Origin of the sequence: Dorea sp. AM58-8 (assembly GCF_003464045.1) — a bacterium.
GTDB classification, from domain to species: domain Bacteria; phylum Bacillota; class Clostridia; order Lachnospirales; family Lachnospiraceae; genus Claveliimonas; species Claveliimonas ammoniilytica.
The window spans coordinates 1-18,726 of sequence record NZ_QSDM01000023.1 but is presented as its reverse complement, the minus strand read 5'-3'; the positions used below and the strand labels follow the sequence as shown (position 1 = coordinate 18,726).

Genomic DNA, 18,726 nt, shown 5'->3' with positions numbered 1-18,726 from the left:
AAGTACAGGAGTTAGTATGAAAGAACGATTGGACGTATTACTGGTAAAACGCAATTTGGCAGAGTCAAGAGAAAAGGCGAAAGCAATTATCATGTCAGGCAATGTATTTGTTGATGGAGAACGAGAAGATAAAGCAGGAACGTCATTTTCGGATGATGTATCGATTGAGATTAAGGGACACACACTTCCATATGTAAGCCGGGGCGGTCTGAAGCTTGAAAAGGCAATTCAGAACTTTGATGTATCGGTAGAAGGCAAGGTGTGTACCGATGTGGGATCGTCGACCGGAGGCTTTACAGATTGTATGCTGCAGAATGGAGCGGTCAAGGTGTTTGCCATCGATGTGGGACGTGGACAGCTTGCGTGGAAGCTCAGACAGGATGAGCGTGTGGTATGCATGGAGAAGACCAATATCCGTTATGTATTACCGGAAGATCTGGGAGAACCAATCGACTTTTCGTCTATTGATGTATCTTTCATTTCTCTGACTAAAGTACTGCTTCCGATCCATAATTATCTGCGTGCACACGGTCAGATTGTGGCACTGATCAAACCACAGTTTGAAGCTGGTCGTGAGAAGGTTGGTAAAAAAGGTGTGGTACGAGAGAAGAGTACTCATATTGAGGTAATTGAGATGGTAAAGGATTATGCACTTTCCATCGGATTTGATATTCTGAATCTGGATTTTTCACCGATACGTGGTCCGGAAGGCAATATCGAATATTTGATTCATCTGGAAAAATCAGATGCTGAGACCGGACAGATCACCGGGTATGCAGATACAGAGAAAACTGTCGATGACGCGTTTAATACGTTGGCAAAATAGAGGAAAGACAGAACAGACATGGAACGATTTTTTGTAGTAACGAACGAAGGCAAAGATAAAGACGGACAGGTAACAGGGCGTGTGAAAGCACTTCTGGAAGCGCGTGGAAAGAGTTGCACTCTCTGTGAAGATGCATGGAAGGATATGACGGCGGATTCCATACCGAAGGATGTTGACTGTGCAATTGTCATCGGAGGTGATGGTACTCTGATCGGCGTGGCAAGACTTCTGAAAAAAGAAGTTCCGATCATGGGCATTAATATGGGAACCCTTGGTTATCTTACCGAAATAGAAGTAGACCGTATTGAAGAATCACTGGATCAGATTTTGTCCGGACATTATATGCTTGAGGACCGCATGATGTTAGACGGTATCTTTGATGATGGCGGGGAAAATGTAGCACTGAATGATATCGTATTATCCAGAAAAGGTAATCTTCGGATTATTCATTTTAATGTGTATGTCAATGGGACATTGCTCAATTCCTATGAGGCAGATGGCATTGTGATTTCCACGCCGACAGGTTCGACGGCATATAATCTGTCAGCGGGCGGACCGATTGTGGAGCCGACAGCATCGCTGATCGTGATTACGCCAATTTGTTCTCATGCGCTTAATACTAGCAGTATTGTGTTGTCGGCAGAGGATGAGATAAGGATTGAGATCGGAGAAGGCAGACATGCAGATCAGAGGAAGTGTATATATCCTTTGACGGAACGGATACCAGAGAGATTGTTACAGGGCAGACCGTTACGATCCGAAGATCTGCGATGATCACAAAACTTATGAAACTGAGCAAAGTTGGATTTTTAGAGATATTGCGCAGAAAAATGAAAGGAAACTAGGATATGAAGATCAACAGGCATGCGAAGATTATAGAATTGATTAACAAATATCATATAGAGACGCAGGAGGAACTGGCAGAATATCTGAATCAGGAAGGGTTTAAAGTGACACAGGCAACGGTATCCAGAGATATTCGTGATCTGAAGCTTACGAAAGTTCCGTATGAGGGTGGCAGGCAGAAATATGCAGTTCATCAGACTGTAGAGACAGAGATGAACGAAAAATATATTCGTATCCTGCGGGATGGTTATGTGTCTATGGATATGGCACAGAATATTCTGGTGATCAAGACGGTATCAGGTATGGCGATGGCGGTATGTGCCGCGATTGATTCTTTGAAATGGAATGAAGTTGTAGGCAGTATTGCAGGTGATGATACGATCATGTGCGTGATCCGTTCAACGGATGATGCGGTAAAAATCATGGACAAAATCAGTAAAATCGTATTGTAGAACACGGCGGGATTGTAGTGGAATATTGTAGGAGGAACTATGCTGCAAAGTTTACATGTGAAGAATCTGGCTCTGATTGATGAAAGCGAAGTGGAGTTTGGCCCGGGCTTAAATATACTGACAGGTGAGACCGGTGCCGGTAAGTCGATACTTCTGGGATCGGTCAATCTGGCACTTGGGGGAAGATACAGTAAGGATATTCTGCGTAAAGGCGCGCAGTATGGATTGGTGGAATTAACTTTTCTTCCGGAAGAACGAGAGCTTACAAAGCTTGCCGCGCTTGATATTTATCCGGAAGAAGGAGCAGTCGTTCTGACCAGGCGGCTAATGGATGGACGCAGCACATGCAGGATCAATGGAGAGACAGTAACGATGTCACTTCTGAAACAGGCGGCAGGGATTTTGATTGATATTCATGGTCAGCACGAGCATCAGTCGCTTCTCTATAAGAAGAACCAGCTTCAGATACTGGATGCCTTTGGCGGAAAGAAGATACAGGAACTTTCGGCAGATGTAAAGACTGCATATAAGAATTACCGGGACAGTAAAAAAGAATGGGAGCAGGCGAATCTGGATGAGGGAGAACGTGCGAAAGAGGTCTCGTTTCTGGAATTTGAAATCCAGGAGATCCGGGCAGCAGAGCTTATTCCAGGCGAAGATGAACGGTTAGAAGCTGACTATAAGCGGATGAATTCGGCACGTAATATCCTGGAAAATGCATCTGAGGCATATGAATGTACAGGTGGAATGTCCGGAGATAATGCAAGCGACATGATCAGCCGTGCAATTCGCTGTATGATTGACGCTTCCAGGTATGATGATAAGGCGGCAGAATTATCGGAGCAGCTTGTGGAACTGGATGGTCTGTTGAATGATTTTAACAGGGAGCTTGCAGAGTATCAGTCTTCACTGGAATTTTCAGATGAAGAGTATCATGAGACAGAAGAACGTCTGGATACGATCAATCATATGAAGACTCGTTATGGAAATACGATACCGGAGATTTTAGCTTATTGTGAAGAAAAGGAAGAGCGTCTGCAGAAGCTGCAGGATTATGACAGTTATTTGGCGCAGCTGCAGAAAGAATTAAAGCAGCGCAGACAGGAACTGGAGACGGCGTCAGAGCAGCTTAGCAATGAACGTAAAGCACAGGCATTACAGTTAGAAAAAGCGATTGAGACGGAACTCAAGGATCTGAATTTTGCAGAGGTACAGTTCCAGATTCATTTTGATAAATTAGCAGATTATACGGCAGATGGCGTAGATGATGTGGAATTTCTGATTTCTATGAATCCCGGACAGCCTGTGAAGCCATTGGCGGAAGTGGCGTCTGGCGGCGAACTTTCCAGAACCATGCTTGCGATTAAGACAGTAATGGCAGACCGGGATGAGATCGAGACGCTGATCTTTGATGAAATCGATGTGGGTATCAGTGGACGGACAGCACAGAAGGTTTCTGAGAAGATGGCAGTGATCGGCAGGAACCATCAGGTGATCTGCATTACCCATCTGGCGCAGATCGCAGCCCAGGCAGACCAGCATTATCTGATTGAGAAGACAGTAGATGGAGGCGTGACAAGAACAGAGATCCGCAAACTATCTGAAGAAGAAAGTGTAGATGAACTGGCACGTATACTTGGAGGAGCTGAGATTACAGAAACGGTACGGATGAGCGCCCGTGAAATGAAATCTATGGTAAAGTCCAATACTGTAAAGAATAAAAAATAATATAGAGACGCATAATAAGCAGGTACGAAAGTGCCTGCTTTTTTGTGCAATAAGCCGATAGGCGAGATGACATTGATTGCACATCGAGTAGGTTAATACCTACTCAATTATTCGATGATTTTTGAATGGGAGGATGGATATGCGTAAATTCTGGTACAGAAGAATTCTTATCATGATACTGGTGCTGTCAGTCAGCGTAGGTGGAAGTTACTGTCTGCTACAGTTACAACAGAGTAATCTGGAACGTGAAGTTGCTGCTGAACCGTCAGAAACCATGGTAATCCCAGGCGGAATGCCGGTGGGAATTTATCTGGAGACAGATGGGGTTATGGTGCTTGGAACAGAGGCGGTAGAAGATAAAGATGGGGAGAAGCATGAGCCGGCAGCTCATCTGGTGAAAGAAGGGGATTATATTGTCGGTGTGGGAGACGATGAAATCAGAAATAAATCAGAGCTGATCGCAGCCGTGAAATCTCTGGAGCAGCCGGAGATAGTATTGAAAGTCAGACGGAAAAATCAGAAGATCAATATACGGATGAGAGCTGTTGAGTGCAGTGTGGATGATTATAAACTGGGAATATGGGTAAGAGATAATGCTCAGGGACTTGGAACAATCACTTATCTGACGGCGGACAGTACTTTTGGCGCACTGGGACATGGGATTCATGATACCGATACGGGAGAGCTGCTGAAAATATCCAGGGGCGTACTTTATTCCACCAGTATTCAGGATGTGCAGAAAGGAACAGAAGGATACCCTGGAGGTATGGAAGGGATTATTGTATATAACAGCTATAATATGCTGGGAAGTATTACAGAAAATACAGAGCAGGGCATTTATGGAGAACTGGATCGGGTGGATACACTTTTTCGTAATGCAGAGCCTGTAAAAGTAGCAGGAAAAGACGAAATCGAAGAGGGAAATGCATTGATCCGGTGCGCGGTAGATGGATGTGTGAAAGAATATCATGTACAGATCACGGAGATAGACAGAAAGGCGTCAGAGATCAATAAGCGTCTGGAGATTGCTGTGACTGATCCGGAACTTCTGGATAAAACCGGGGGAATCGTGCAGGGAATGAGTGGCAGTCCAATCCTGCAGAATGGAAAACTTGTAGGCGCAGTAACCCACGTCTTTGTCAATAATCCGACAAAAGGTTATGGAATTATTTTGGAAGATATGTTGAAAAAACAGTGAAAATCTCGTTAGATAGATTGATTTTACGACATGAATTTCTTGAACTCCGTAAAATGTAAAATTATAATTATTTTTACAATATATGCACGATGTATTGCAATACCAGTGATAGGAGGAATAGAAGAATGGAAGCAATCAGAGTGGCGATAGCCGACGATAACGAAAGAATTCTGGAATTACTTGACGAGATTATCCGTAGTGATAATGAACTGAAACTGGTAGGAAAAGCTGATAACGGAGAAGATATATGTACCATTATCCGTGAAAAAGAGCCAGATGTGGTGCTGCTGGATCTGATCATGCCGAAAATGGACGGATTAAGTGTAATGGATCAGATCAATCACGATCGGAAGATACGCAGGCGTCCGAATTTCATTGTGGTAACGGCGGTGGGACAGGATCGTATTACAGAGAGTGCATTCAGTAAAGGGGCGCAGTATTATGTGATGAAACCATTTAAAAACGAAGTGTTGCTGCATCACATTAAGGACACTGTGAAAGGGAAGCATGCACCTGTCGCGGCAAAGACAGAAACTGTCATGGAATCACGGGAGATGACGGAGGAAGATCTGGAAGCGAAGGTGACAGATATGATCCATGAGATTGGAATTCCGGCACACATCAAAGGTTATCATTACCTGAGAGACGCCATCATTATGGCGGTAGAGGATATGGATGTGTTAAACGCAGTGACAAAAGTGCTGTATCCGACGGTGGCTAAGAAACATAAAACCACATCCAGCAGAGTGGAACGTGCAATCCGTCACGCGATTGAGGTAGCGTGGAGCAGAGGAAAACTGGATACGCTGGATGAACTGTTTGGGTATACGGTGAGTAATGGAAAAGGGAAGCCTACAAATTCTGAATTCATTGCTCTGATAGCAGATACGATTCGGTTGGAATACAAAAAGAGATAAAAACCTTTTCTTTTTGTTAAAAATACGGTACAATCTTACGTAAGAAGGAATGTTTGTTCAGATGGAGGAATGAGATATGAAGAAAATACTATTTGCAACTTCCGAAGCAGTACCGTTTGTCAAAACCGGAGGGCTGGCTGACGTTGCAGGTTCATTGCCAAAGTATTTTAATAAAAAAGAGTATGATGTCCGCGTAATGCTTCCAAAGTATCTGTGTATCAAGGAAGAATGGCGCAACAAGATGGAATATGTGACTCATTTTTATATGGATTGGAAATGTGACTCTACATATGTAGGCGTATTGAAGCTGGTTAACGATGGCATTACATTTTATTTTATTGATAATGAGGGATACTTTGGTGGATTCACACCATATGGAGATATATTTGGAGATGTTGAGAAATTTGCGTTTTTCTCAAAGGCTGTGCTCAGTACATTGCCATTGATCGATTACCGACCGGATATCATTCACTGTCATGACTGGCAGACAGGACTTGTACCTGTATATCTGGATAATTTCCGCTTTGGCAATGAGTTCTTCCGCGGTATACATACAATTATGACCATACATAACCTGAAGTTTCAGGGAACCTGGGATACCAAGCGGATTCGTGAGATTACAGGACTTCCGGATTATTATTTTGCACCGGACAAGCTGGAAGCTTATAAGGATGCCAATTACCTGAAAGGCGGTATCGTATATGCAGACAGAGTAACTACAGTAAGTAAGACTTATGCGGAAGAAATTAAGACTCCGTTTTATGGAGAAAAGTTAGACGGATTGATGAATGCAAGATCGAATTGTCTGACAGGTATCGTGAACGGACTTGACTATAATGACTGGGATCCGGCCGAGGATGAGCGTATCGATTATAACTTCTCTGTGGAAGATTTCCGTAAGAAGAAGGTTAAGAATAAGACTGCGCTGCAGAAAGAACTGGGATTAAAAGTTGATCCGAAGGCAATGATGATCGGTATCGTATCCCGACTGACAGACCAAAAGGGACTGGATCTTGTGGCTTACGTGATGGATGAGCTGTGTCAGGATGCCATCCAGATTGTGGTACTTGGTACAGGCGAAGAACAGTATGAGAATATGTTTCGTTACTTTGCCTGGAAGTATCCGGATAAGGTATCAGCAAATATATACTATTCTGATCCGATGTCACATAAGATCTATGCAAGCTGTGATGCATTCCTGATGCCGTCACTGTTTGAACCTTGTGGACTGAGCCAGCTTATGAGCCTGCGTTATGGTACACTTCCAATCGTCCGTGAGACCGGGGGACTGAAGGATACGGTAGAGCCGTACAACGAGTATGAGAAGACAGGTACTGGCTTCAGCTTTGCTAATTATAATGCGCATGAGATGATGGCTGCAGTTCGTTATGCAGAGAAGATTTATTACGATAAGAAGAGAGATTGGAATAAGATCGTTGAAAGAGCGATGAAGAAAGATTTCTCATGGAACAATTCCGCCAGACAGTATGAGGAGTTATACGACAGCTTATAGGAGTAACGGGAGAAGGAAATGGATACAAGAACGAAAGAGGCAGTTCGTTACTTGGGATATGGCAATCATGCGGTAGATGGACAGACGCTGGAACTGATCAGAGATTCATTTGAAGAACTGGACAGAGTAGCAGACAAACGCATCATCTATCGCATTTTTGACGTGAATGTGACAGAAAACGAAAGCCTGGATATCGGCAAATTACATATAACAAGCAGAAATTTATCAAAGAATCTGTGTGGCTGTAAGGAAGCGTTTGTGTTGGGAGCGACCCTCGGAATCGGCATTGATCAGCTGCTTAGACGTTATTCGCTTACAGATATGTCGAGAGCGGTGGTGATACAGGCATCTGCGGCAGCAATGCTGGAAGAATACCTGGATACCTGGCAGAAAGAGACAGCAGCAAAGCTTGAAGCCGAAAAGCAGTATCTCCGGCCGAGATTCAGTCCGGGGTATGGTGATTTCAGTATCAGCCATCAGGAGATGATCCTGCGTATGTTGAATGCAGAGAAAAGTATCGGTCTGACACTGACGAATGGCGGGATGTTGAATCCTACCAAATCTGTGACAGCGGTTGCCGGTATCAGCAGGACAAAAGAACGATGTCCTGTGCATGGATGTGAGGCGTGCAGGAAGACAGATTGTGCATATCGAAGGGAGACATAGATGTTAAGAGACAGATTAGGAAAAGAGCTGCTGTTCTTTGACGGCGGTATGGGAACACTTCTTCAGGAAAAAGGATTACAGCCGGGAGAGCTTCCTGAGGTATGGAATCTGGAACATGCAGAAGAAGTGATGGAGATACACAGAGAATATTACAAAGCGGGAAGTGACATTGTACTTGCCAATACTTTTGGAGCCAATGCATTAAAGTTTCACGATGACAGATACGGATTGAAAGAGATTATTACAGCAGCCATTACAAATGCCAGAAAAGTTGCAGACAAAATAATAGCTGAGGAACATAGAGAAGTTTATGTTGCAATGGATATGGGGCCTACCGGAAAGCTCCTGAAGCCAATGGGGGATCTGTCATTTGAAGATGCGTATGAGACGTATGCGGAAGCTGCTCGATATGGAGAGGAAGCAGGCGCAGATCTCATTCATATTGAGACTATGAGTGATACCTATGAGGTAAAAGCAGCGATACTGGCAGCCAGGGAAAATACAAGTCTTCCGGTGTTTGTGACTATGATTTTCGATGAGAAGGGAAAACTTCTGACTGGCGGCGATGTGCCGGGAGTTGTGGCAATGTTGGAAGGCCTCGGGTCGATGCGCTTGGCATGAACTGTGGTCTCGGACCAAAACAGATGATGCCGATTCTGGAAGATTTAATGAAATATACATCTCTTCCTGTTGTAGTGAAGCCGAATGCCGGACTTCCGAAGCAGAAAGATGGGGAGACATATTATGATGTAGAACCAGAAGAATTTGCAGAATATATGCGAAAGATCGTAGATATGGGAGGCTGTATCATCGGTGGATGCTGTGGTACAACTCCGGCACATATCCGAGAAATGGTGAACAGATGTCGTGATATGCAGATTCATGAGCCGGTGAAAAAGACGGATACGATCGTATCTTCTTATGGTGGTGCAGTAGTCATTGGGGATAAGCCGGTAGTGATCGGAGAACGTATTAATCCGACCGGTAAGAAGAAGTTAAAAGCAGCGCTCAAAGAACACGATATGGATTATATTCTCAAAGAAGCTATTATGCAGCAGGATAATGGAGCACACATTCTGGATGTCAATGTAGGACTTCCGGATATCGATGAGCCTGCGGTTATGGTAGAAGCAATCCGTGAGATCCAGAGTGTAACGAGCCTGCCACTGCAGATTGATACAGTAGATGAGACGGCTATGGAAGCAGCTATGCGCATCTATAATGGCAAGCCAATGGTGAACTCTGTGAATGGTAAACAGGAGATTATGGATCAGGTATTTCCGCTGATTAAAAAATACGGCGGTGTGGTAGTTGGTCTGACAATCGATGAGTCAGGAATTCCGGATACCGCAGAAGGAAGGCTTGAAGTAGCACAGAAGATTATCAAAGAGGCTGCTAAGTACGGTATCGATAAGAAAGATATCGTGATTGATGTGCTGGCAATGACAATCAGTTCAGATCCTGACAGTGCAAGAATCACACTGGATGCAGTCAAATTAGTCCGTGAGAAATGCGGCGTTCGTACGGTACTGGGAGTGTCCAATATTTCCTTTGGTCTGCCTTACCGTCCGGCGGTCAATTCTAATTTTTATACTATGGCAATGCAGAATGGACTGAGTGCAGGTATTGTAAATCCATCGTCTGAGGATATGATGCGATCTTATTATTCTTATTGTGCATTGATGGGATATGATGAGAATTTTGAAACATACATTGGAAAATACGGTAATCGTACCGCAGAAGCAACCGCGCAGTCAACATCGCAGAGTGCAGAAATCACCCTGTCTTCTGCGATTGAAAAGGATTAAAGGAAGAGGCACACCTGATTACAGCGCGTATGATCGGAGAGGGACAGAAGCCACTTGATATTATTAATCAGGAACTGATCCCGGCACTTGATAAAGTAGGAAAAGGCTTTGAAAAAGGTACCGTATTCCTGCCACAGCTGTTGATGAGTGCGGATGCTGCAAAGATTGCATTTTCGGTGATCAAAGACAGTATGAGCGGTGATGAAGTGATGGAGGAAGCGCAGGATAAAGTTATCCTTGCGACCGTAAAAGGTGATATCCATGATATCGGCAAGAATATTGTAAAGGTATTGTTAGAAAATTACAGTTTCGATGTGCTGGATCTTGGTAAAGATGTACCGCCGGAGAAGATTGTTGAGACCGCGATCGAGGAAGACGTAAAGTTGGTCGGATTGAGTGCATTGATGACAACAACGGTAATCAGTATGGAAGAGACTATCAGACAACTTCGAGAAAAGAAGCCGGACTGCAAAGTAATGGTAGGAGGTGCCGTACTGAATCAGGAGTATGCGGATATGATCGGAGCAGATTTCTACGGTAAGGATGCAATGCAGTCGGTATATTATGCACAGTCAGTATTTGGAAGAGAAAGTTAAAAATAATATCAATATACATATGAGAACGAGGAGGCAATAATATGATCAGAGGACTAGACACAACCGTTAAACGATTGAGACACCAGGTATTTACAGAGGTAGCTAATCTCGGATTCAATGTGAATCCGGATACGCTGAATGATGATATGGAAGCAATTCCGTATAAAATGGTGAATGAAGACACACCGAGATACAGAGAGAACATATACAGAGCCCGTTCTATTGTCAGAGAACGTCTGCGTCTGGCAATGGGACTGTCGCTCAGACCGGAGGATAAACCGGTGCATCTGACTGCCGGCGTGGAAGCAAGTAATATTTCTGAAAAATATTATGAGCCGCCGCTTATGCAGGTGATTCCGTCAGCCTGTGAAGCATGTGAGGCAAAGGGATACGAGGTCAGCAATATGTGTAAAGGATGTCTGGCGCATCCTTGCATGGAAGTCTGTCCGAAGGGCGCAATTTCCTTTGTGAAGGGAAAGTCCTTTATTGATCAGAGCAAATGTATTAAGTGTGGTAAATGTAAATCTGCATGTCCGTACGATGCGATTGCTAAAAAAGAGCGCCCATGTGCGATGGCATGCGGTGTAGGGGCAATCGGTTCCGATAAGATGGGACGTGCCAAGATTGATAATGACAAATGTGTATCCTGTGGCATGTGTATGGTAAATTGCCCATTTGGAGCAATTTCTGACAAGTCACAGATTTTCCAGCTTGCGCGTGCACTGTCTGAAGGAGAAGAAATTATTGCAGAACTGGCACCGGCTTATATCGGACAGTTTGGTGACAATGTAACACAGAGAAATATGAAAGAAGCTCTGAAAAAACTTGGATTCAAGGAAATCTATGAAGTGGCGCTCGGAGCAGATATCGGTGCGATCGCAGAAGCACACCATTACGTAGAGAAAGTAGCAACCGGAGAATTACCATTCCTGCTGACTTCCTGCTGTCCATCCTGGGCAATGCTTGCAAAAAAGCAGTTCCCGGATATGGTGGATCAGGTGTCTCAGGAGCTGACACCAATGGTAGCAACCGCACGTACCATTAAGCAAAAGCATCCGAATGCACATGTGGTATTTATCGGACCTTGTGCTGCCAAGAAGCTGGAAGCCAGCCGCAGAACCGTGCGGAGTGATGTGGACTTTGTTATTACATTTGAAGAATTGCAGGCAATGTTTGATGCGAAGAAGATTGTACCGTCAGAATGCGGTGGCAATTCTTCCCTGCACAATGCGACTGGAGCAGGCCGTGGATATGCGGTAGCAGGCGGTGTGGCAGAAGCCATTGAAAAATGTATTAACGAATACTATCCGGGCGTTCCTGTACACATCGAGCATGCCGAAGGACTTGCAGAATGTAAGAAGGCACTGATGCTTGCCAAGGCCGGACGTATGAATGGATGTCTGATTGAGGGCATGGGCTGTCCGGGCGGTTGTGTTGCAGGAGCAGGAACGAATATTTCGATTCCGAAAGCGCAGAAAGAGGTTAAGAGTCTTGTAAAGAACTCCAGCAAAGCACTTCCGGAAAAAGAACTGGTAGAGATACAATTGGATTAGCTGCTGTTTGACAAAATACGGAGAGCTGATTATAATTAAGACTAGCGATTTTTTAGGAGGACGATATGCAGAAGTACGGAGTAAACGAACTGAGAAAGATGTTTCTGGAGTTCTTTGAGAGCAAGGGACATCTTGCAATGAAGAGTTTTTCACTGGTGCCTCATAATGATAAGAGTCTACTTCTTATCAATTCTGGTATGGCACCGCTTAAACCATATTTTACAGGACAGGAGATCCCACCGAGAACAAGAGTAACTACATGTCAGAAATGTATTCGTACCGGAGATATTGAGAATGTAGGTAAGACTGCACGACACGGTACATTTTTCGAGATGCTGGGTAACTTTTCGTTTGGTGATTACTTTAAGAATGAAGCAATCCACTGGACATGGGAATTCCTGACAGAAGTAGTAGGTCTGGATGCTGACAGACTGTATCCATCTATCTATTTAGAGGATGATGAGGCATTTGAGATCTGGAACAAGCAGATTGGTATTCCAGAGGAACGTATCTTCCGTTTTGGTAAAGAAGATAACTTCTGGGAGCACGGTTCAGGTCCATGCGGTCCGTGTTCAGAGGTATATTATGACCGTGGTGAGAAATACGGCTGCGGCAAGCCTGGATGTACGGTAGGTTGTGAATGTGACCGTTACATGGAGATCTGGAACAACGTATTTACCCAGTTCGACAATGACGGTCATGGTAATTATACAGAGTTAGAGCAGAAGAACATTGATACCGGTATGGGACTGGAGCGTCTGGCATGTATCGTGCAGGATGTAGATTCTATGTTTGATATTGATACGTTATTCGCACTGCGTCAGCATGTATGTAGTATGGCTGGTGTTGAATATGGCAAGGACGATCAGACAGATGTGTCTATTCGTGTTATTACAGACCATATCCGCTCTGTAACATTTATGATTTCAGATGGTATTCTGCCTTCCAACAGTGGACGTGGATACGTTCTTAGAAGATTGCTCAGAAGAGCATGTCGTCATGGAAGACTGCTTGGTATCAAAGGAGCATTCCTTGTGGAACTGGCAGAGACCGTTATTGAAGGTTCCAAGGATGGATATCCGGAACTGGAAGAGAAGAAAGACTTTATCTTCAAGGTAATCACCAAGGAAGAAGAGCAGTTCAATAAGACCATCGATCAGGGGCTTTCTATTCTTGCAGGAATGGAAGCAGAGATGGCAAAGAAGGGCGAGACAGTACTTGCCGGAGAAGAGGCGTTCCGTCTGTATGACACTTATGGATTCCCTGTAGATCTGACCAAGGAGATCCTAGAAGAAAAGGGAATGCAGATTGATGAAGAAGGCTTTAAGAAAGCTATGGAGGCTCAGCGTGAGACTGCTAAAGGTACGTTCGGTGAGCATAACTATATGGGAGCAGATGTGACGATTTACGAATCTATTGATCCATCTGTAACGACAGAGTTTGTAGGATATGATCATACAGAGTATGAGTCTCCGGTAACGGTTCTGACTACCGAAGATGAGATTGTAGATGCATTGTCTGATGGTGACAGGGGAACAATCTTCGTAGAGAAGACTCCATTTTACGCTACCAGCGGTGGACAGCAGGCAGATACCGGTGTGATTCGCACAGCAGATTTTGAATTCCAGGTAGAGGATGTGAAGAAACTTCTGGGTGGCAAGATCGCTCATGTCGGACATGTTGCCAGGGGTATGGTAAAAGTTGGTGATACAGTAACACTTGAGATTGACAAAGAGAAGAGAGCACTGTCTGGAAGAAACCACAGCGCTACCCATCTGTTACAGAGAGCACTGCGTAATGTGCTTGGCAACCATGTAGAACAGGCCGGTTCTTATGTGGATGAGCACAGACTGCGTTTCGACTTTACACATTTTTCAGCGATGACACCAGAAGAACTGGAGAAAGTAGAGCAGATCGTCAATGAACAGATCCGCGCACATCTTCCGGTTAAGGTTGAAAATATGCCGATCGAAGAGGCAAGAAAAACAGGGGCAGCTGCATTGTTCGGTGAGAAATATGGTGATATTGTACGTGTTGTAAGCATGGGTGATTTCTCTATCGAATTCTGTGGCGGTACTCATGTGGAGAATACAGGTGTGATCAATGCATTCAAGATCATTTCTGAAACAGGTGTAGCAGCAGGCGTGCGTCGTATTGAAGCACTGACATCTGACGGACTGCTGGCTTACTATGATGAGACAGAGAAGAAGCTTGAGGAAGCAGCTAAGATCCTGAAGACAACGCCGGATCAGTTGGCAGAGAAGCTGACTCACCTTCTTGCGGAGAATAAGTCACTGAAGTCTGAGCTGGAAAGTGCTAAGAGCCAGCTTGCAAAGAACGCTCTTGGTGATGTTATGGATCAGGTTGTTGAAGTAAATGGCGTGAAGTTCCTGGCTGCTCATATTTCAGGAGTCGATATGAATGAATTGCGTGAACAGGGCGACCAGTTGAAAGAAAAGCTTGGAGAAGGTGTACTCCTTCTGGCATCTGATGTAAATGGTAAGGTTAATCTGGTAGCTATGGCAACAGACGGAGCCATGGCTAAAGGAGCACATGCAGGCAAGCTGATCAAAGAAGTCGCAGCTGTAGTAGGCGGTGGCGGTGGTGGCCGTCCGAATATGGCACAGGCCGGTGGTAAGAATCCGGCAGGAATTACTGACGCACTTAGCAAAGCGAAGGCAGTTCTGGAGAGTCAGCTTGCATAGATTGCACAGAATGGCAAGCTTTTAGCAGAAAAATCCAGAAAGTTATTGACGAAGCGAAAATATATGCTATAATCTAATGTAGTGCAAAAAATATACCCGAACAGTCATATATTGCACAATTTACGGCTGGAGGGGAGGTTAGGTGTGAGACTATGTCAAATGTAATCGTTAAAGAAAACGAGACGTTAGATAGTGCTTTACGCAGATTCAAAAGAAACTGCGCAAAGGCTGGAATCCAGCAGGAGATTCGTAAAAGAGAGCATTACGAGAAGCCAAGCGTAAGACGTAAAAAGAAATCTGAAGCAGCTAGAAAACGTAAGTATAACTAATATGTGCAAATAAAAGCAGAGTATCGTATGGTACTCTGCTTTTTTATCCAACGATGCTTGGAATATGACTTTGAGCGAGTTTGCGTTAAGACGCGCTTAAATTTTTTTGAAAAAGTACTTGACGAATTTTAGACTGAGGTCTATAATGCAATCAAACGAAAGGCAAAGGCGCCATGCATGATATATGCGTGGTGCCTTTTTCTTTTATAAAATTATAATTATTCAGACTTGGGAAATGAAATGGAGGAATTAACATGAAGTTAAAGGATACAGGACTTACAGCACAGGAATTGAAAGATATGGTCAACAAATATATGATCGAGACCTATGCGAGATATGATTTTATTGCAGAGCGTGCAGAAGGAATGTACCTTTATGATGAGAACGGAACACCATATCTTGATTTTTACGGCGGCGTAGCAGTTAATAGCCCTGGCAACAGAAATCCAAAGGTTGTAGCAGCAGTCAAGGATCAGGTAGACGATATCATGCATACCTTTAACTATCCATATACAGTACCACAGGCATTACTTGCTAAGAAGATCTGCGATACCATCGGAATGGATAAGATCTTTTATCAGAACTCTGGTACAGAAGCAAATGAATGTATGATCAAGATGGTCCGTAAATACGGCATTGAAAAATTTGGACCAAACAGATATGAGATCATCACAGCAAAAGAAGGATTCCATGGAAGAACAATGGGAGCTGTAGCAGCAACAGGACAGCCTGATTCAGCAATCCAGAAAGATTTTGGACCAATGCTTCCTGGATTCTCCTATGCAGAATATAATAACCTGGAAGATTTCGCTTCTAAGGTAACACCAAATACCATCGGCATTATGATTGAGCCTGTACAGGGCGAGGGTGGTGTACATCCTGCAACACAGGAATTTATCGAAGGTCTTCGCAAGCTGTGCGATGAGAAGGACATTGTGCTGATGTTTGATGAGGTACAGACTGGATGGGGACGTACCGGAGCACCAATGGCATACATGGGATACGGAGTAAAGCCTGATATCGTCTCTATGGCAAAGGCTATGGGAGGCGGAATGCCGATCGCAGCATGCTGTACAACAAAAGAAATCGCAGAGGCATTTGGCTCAGGAACACATGGTTCTACATATGGCGGACATCCGGTAGCATGTGCAGCTGCACTGGCATCTATCTCAGAGATTCTTGACAAAGATCTGAGCGGCAATGCAAAGGTTGTCGGAGAGTATATGGTAGAGCAGATGGCAAAACTTCCTCATGTAAAAGAAGCAAGAGGACGCGGACTTCTGGTAGGATGCGAATATGATCTGCCGATCGCTCTGGAAGTAAAATGGGGTTGCATGAGACGCCATGCGCTGATTACAGCAATCGGTTCAAGTGTAAACCGTATGATTCCACCGCTTATTGCTACAAAAGAAGATGTAGATAAACTGATGGGAATCATGGAAGAATCTATTAACGAAGCAGTAGAAAAGTATCAAAAATTAACAAAAGCTGCATAGCATAAAACAAACTCCTAATATAAAGGATATGCCGGGTATTAAACCAGCATATCCTTTTTAAGTTCCTGATAAAGTCTTGCTACAGGAAGTCCGACTACATTATTATAGTCGCCGTGTATTTCTTTTACATGGATAGCAAAATCTCCCTGAATACCATAAGCGCCGGCTTTGTCCATTGGATCACCGGAAGCGATATAGCGAAGCAGATCCTGGCGGTCTACCGGGTAAAATGTGACATCTGTACGCTCACAAAAAGTCTTCATAGAAGTGCCATGAATGATGGCAACGCCAGTATATACCTGATGGGTGCGGTCAGCTAACATCGACAGCATATTCAGAGCTTCTTCTTCATCCTCGGGCTTACCGAGAATTTCGTCGCGGTATACAACGATGGTATCTGCGCCGATCACTACATCGCCATTCTTGGCATGATTTTTCCAGACATCCATTGCCTTCTGGCGGGCAAGCTCCATAACGATATCGGGTGGTGCTTCGCCTGTGATTTTTTCTTCAATCCCAGATGGAATAATATCAAAGTAAATGCCGCATTTTGCAAGGAGTTCCCGGCGTCTTGGGGATGCCGAGGCAAGGATATAGTTCATGCTGATAACCTCTTTTCTTTTGGATTCTGTTAAATTATAATTGTATTATAACGGAAAAATGAACAGGAGGGAATACCAATGTACATCAGTGAAATCGTAACTACAGTTCCAGAAAATGTGAAAGAAAGAGCTTCTCTTGAACAGAAAGTGTATCAGGTGTTTCAAAAGCTGGGAATCCCATTTGAAAGAGTAGATAATGATCCGGCCGCATCTATGGAAGAGTGCAGAGGGATTGGTGAAGTGTTTGGTTCACCGGTAAGAAAAGATGTTTTTTTATGTAATCAGAAAAAGACGAGCTTCTTTTTGTTAGTTATGCCGGAGGAAAAAGCATTTGATACATCAGCCTTTAGTAAAAAACTGGGAGTGTCGCATATGTCATTTGCTTCACCGGAACTTATGTGGGAGCATCTTGGTACAAGACCAGGATCAGCTAGTGTTGTAGGTTTGCTGAATGATGAAGATGACTATGTGCAGTTAATCCTGGATAAAGAAGTAGCAGAATCAGAGTATTTTGTATGCAATACAGGGATTAATACGACACATCTGAAGATCCGGACACAGGATCTGATTAAGAAGTTTCTTCCGTATACACATCACAGACCGAGAATTGTAGATTTGTAGACTACATAATATAGATTTGGGGATATGGTAAGGGATGTGGTTTTGTGCGAAAAATGGAGTATGAAGAACTGGAACAAATACTAAATGAACGCAAAGATAATGAGAAACTGGAACTTAGAGATCTGGAATTTGATGATATGGATCTGTCAGACAGAGACCTTCACAATATAGACTTTGAGGTATGCATGTTCTGCAATGTCAAGTTAGATGGAGCAGATCTGTCAGAGTCCAGTGTGAAGAATGCACAGTTGGACGGATGCTCGTTACGTAGTGTTAATTTTCAAAATGCTGAGATGTGGGGAGCCTGTATGCGTGGGTGTGATATGACAGGTTGCAATATCTGTGGCGCAAATCTGTATGCAGCAGTATTGGAGAATGCAATTCTGACAGATGTTAAGGCAGATGAGAATACCAAGTGGTATCGTCTGCGATGTCCGGAGACAGGAGCGTTTGTTGCATACAAAAAATGTGTATATGACCGGATTGTGCAACTGCTGGTTCCGGCGGACGCCAAACGCACTTCATCTACGTATCCGGCCTGCCGGTGTAATAAGGCGAAAGTACTTACGATCAAAAGCTTTGATGAAACAGAAGAATTTGATGAAGCGTGGTCTTTGGTAGATGAGAATTTTGTCTATCGTAAAGGTCAGTGGGTAGAGGTGAAAGATTTTAACGAAGATCGGTGGTTCGATTCTACTACAGGAATTCATTTCTGGATGAACAGGGAAGAAGCGATGAAATATTAAAAAATATTAAAAGAAAAGCCAGAGCTTTCAAGATGTATATCAGCTGGGAGTCAATCCCCCAGCTGATATAGCCTCCGGCAGGATTGCAGAGGTGCGCAGTAGAAGTATGTCATGCAATTGCATG

At 43.9% G+C, this 18,726-nt stretch carries 14 protein-coding genes and 2 pseudogenes; 15 read left to right on the top strand and 1 reads right to left on the bottom strand.

The genetic code is table 11. The annotated features are described in order from the left end of the window. Nucleotides 1-16 precede the first annotated feature (16 nt). From DXA18_RS13280 to DXA18_RS13220, 13 genes and pseudogenes are all read left to right on the top strand, one after another. Nucleotides 17-826, top strand: coding sequence for a TlyA family RNA methyltransferase (locus DXA18_RS13280; RefSeq protein ID WP_118384294.1), 810 nt, complete (start codon nucleotides 17-19; stop codon nucleotides 824-826). Nucleotides 827-844: 18 nt separating this feature from the next. Further along, a pseudogene (locus DXA18_RS13275) lies at nucleotides 845-1,671 on the top strand (NAD(+)/NADH kinase). 3 nt (nucleotides 1,672-1,674) lie between these two features. Continuing rightward, nucleotides 1,675-2,124: an arginine repressor gene (gene argR, locus DXA18_RS13270; protein WP_118384293.1), complete on the top strand. Its 450-nt coding sequence runs from the start codon at nucleotides 1,675-1,677 to the stop codon at nucleotides 2,122-2,124. A gap of 39 nt (nucleotides 2,125-2,163) precedes the next feature. Further along, nucleotides 2,164-3,852 (top strand): DNA repair protein RecN, encoded by a 1,689-nt coding sequence (gene recN / locus DXA18_RS13265; protein WP_118384292.1) that lies wholly within the window; start codon nucleotides 2,164-2,166, stop codon nucleotides 3,850-3,852. Nucleotides 3,853-3,991: 139 nt separating this feature from the next. Next, nucleotides 3,992-5,050: a SpoIVB peptidase gene (spoIVB, locus tag DXA18_RS13260; RefSeq protein ID WP_118384291.1), complete on the top strand. Its 1,059-nt coding sequence runs from the start codon at nucleotides 3,992-3,994 to the stop codon at nucleotides 5,048-5,050. 125 nt (nucleotides 5,051-5,175) lie between these two features. After that, nucleotides 5,176-5,967: a sporulation transcription factor Spo0A gene (gene spo0A / locus DXA18_RS13255; RefSeq protein ID WP_118384290.1), complete on the top strand. Its 792-nt coding sequence runs from the start codon at nucleotides 5,176-5,178 to the stop codon at nucleotides 5,965-5,967. A 76-nt stretch (nucleotides 5,968-6,043) separates the two neighbouring features. Beyond that, nucleotides 6,044-7,480, top strand: coding sequence for a glycogen synthase GlgA (gene glgA, locus DXA18_RS13250; protein ID WP_118384289.1), 1,437 nt, complete (start codon nucleotides 6,044-6,046; stop codon nucleotides 7,478-7,480). A gap of 18 nt (nucleotides 7,481-7,498) precedes the next feature. After that, nucleotides 7,499-8,146 carry a vitamin B12 dependent-methionine synthase activation domain-containing protein gene (locus DXA18_RS13245; RefSeq protein ID WP_118384288.1) on the top strand — a complete coding sequence of 216 codons (648 nt, stop codon included), beginning with the start codon at nucleotides 7,499-7,501 and terminating at the stop codon, nucleotides 8,144-8,146. After that, a pseudogene (locus DXA18_RS17510) lies at nucleotides 8,147-10,550 on the top strand (homocysteine S-methyltransferase family protein). Nucleotides 10,551-10,591: 41 nt separating this feature from the next. Beyond that, entirely contained in the window at nucleotides 10,592-12,103 is a 1,512-nt protein-coding gene (locus tag DXA18_RS13235; protein WP_118384287.1) for a 4Fe-4S dicluster domain-containing protein, read from the top strand. Nucleotides 12,104-12,168: 65 nt separating this feature from the next. Next, the gene (gene alaS, locus DXA18_RS13230; protein ID WP_118384286.1) at nucleotides 12,169-14,808 is read left to right on the top strand and encodes an alanine--tRNA ligase; all 2,640 of its coding nucleotides are present in this window, start codon (nucleotides 12,169-12,171) and stop codon (nucleotides 14,806-14,808) included. A 152-nt stretch (nucleotides 14,809-14,960) separates the two neighbouring features. Continuing rightward, complete coding sequence (rpsU, locus tag DXA18_RS13225) at nucleotides 14,961-15,137, top strand: 30S ribosomal protein S21 (RefSeq protein ID WP_004054229.1); 177 nt, start codon at nucleotides 14,961-14,963, stop codon at nucleotides 15,135-15,137. A gap of 254 nt (nucleotides 15,138-15,391) precedes the next feature. After that, complete coding sequence (locus DXA18_RS13220; protein ID WP_118384285.1) at nucleotides 15,392-16,633, top strand: aspartate aminotransferase family protein; 1,242 nt, start codon at nucleotides 15,392-15,394, stop codon at nucleotides 16,631-16,633. Nucleotides 16,634-16,671: 38 nt separating this feature from the next. Here the strand turns inward: DXA18_RS13220 and DXA18_RS13215 are convergent, their stop codons facing one another. Next, nucleotides 16,672-17,235 carry a Maf family protein gene (locus DXA18_RS13215; protein WP_118384284.1) on the bottom strand — a complete coding sequence of 188 codons (564 nt, stop codon included), beginning with the start codon at nucleotides 17,233-17,235 and terminating at the stop codon, nucleotides 16,672-16,674. 78 nt (nucleotides 17,236-17,313) lie between these two features. On the opposite strand from DXA18_RS13215, the gene DXA18_RS13210 reads away from it, so the two are divergent. Further along, nucleotides 17,314-17,856 (top strand): prolyl-tRNA synthetase associated domain-containing protein, encoded by a 543-nt coding sequence (locus tag DXA18_RS13210; RefSeq protein ID WP_118384283.1) that lies wholly within the window; start codon nucleotides 17,314-17,316, stop codon nucleotides 17,854-17,856. A 53-nt stretch (nucleotides 17,857-17,909) separates the two neighbouring features. Then, nucleotides 17,910-18,602, top strand: coding sequence for a pentapeptide repeat-containing protein (locus DXA18_RS13205; protein WP_330421719.1), 693 nt, complete (start codon nucleotides 17,910-17,912; stop codon nucleotides 18,600-18,602). Nucleotides 18,603-18,726: the final 124 nt, after the last annotated feature.

Coding starts and splice junctions, on each gene's coding strand:
- recN (WP_118384292.1), top strand. CDS start 2,164: ATGCTGCAAAGTTTACATGTGAAGAATCTGGCTCTGATTGATGAAAGC.
- rpsU (WP_004054229.1), top strand. CDS start 14,961: ATGTCAAATGTAATCGTTAAAGAAAACGAGACGTTAGATAGTGCTTTA.
- DXA18_RS13210 (WP_118384283.1), top strand. CDS start 17,314: ATGTACATCAGTGAAATCGTAACTACAGTTCCAGAAAATGTGAAAGAA.
- DXA18_RS13235 (WP_118384287.1), top strand. CDS start 10,592: ATGATCAGAGGACTAGACACAACCGTTAAACGATTGAGACACCAGGTA.
- DXA18_RS13215 (WP_118384284.1), bottom strand. CDS start 17,235: ATGAACTATATCCTTGCCTCGGCATCCCCAAGACGCCGGGAACTCCTT.
- DXA18_RS13245 (WP_118384288.1), top strand. CDS start 7,499: ATGGATACAAGAACGAAAGAGGCAGTTCGTTACTTGGGATATGGCAAT.
- spoIVB (WP_118384291.1), top strand. CDS start 3,992: ATGCGTAAATTCTGGTACAGAAGAATTCTTATCATGATACTGGTGCTG.
- spo0A (WP_118384290.1), top strand. CDS start 5,176: ATGGAAGCAATCAGAGTGGCGATAGCCGACGATAACGAAAGAATTCTG.
- DXA18_RS13205 (WP_330421719.1), top strand. CDS start 17,910: ATGGAGTATGAAGAACTGGAACAAATACTAAATGAACGCAAAGATAAT.
- glgA (WP_118384289.1), top strand. CDS start 6,044: ATGAAGAAAATACTATTTGCAACTTCCGAAGCAGTACCGTTTGTCAAA.
- argR (WP_118384293.1), top strand. CDS start 1,675: ATGAAGATCAACAGGCATGCGAAGATTATAGAATTGATTAACAAATAT.
- DXA18_RS13280 (WP_118384294.1), top strand. CDS start 17: ATGAAAGAACGATTGGACGTATTACTGGTAAAACGCAATTTGGCAGAG.
- DXA18_RS13220 (WP_118384285.1), top strand. CDS start 15,392: ATGAAGTTAAAGGATACAGGACTTACAGCACAGGAATTGAAAGATATG.
- alaS (WP_118384286.1), top strand. CDS start 12,169: ATGCAGAAGTACGGAGTAAACGAACTGAGAAAGATGTTTCTGGAGTTC.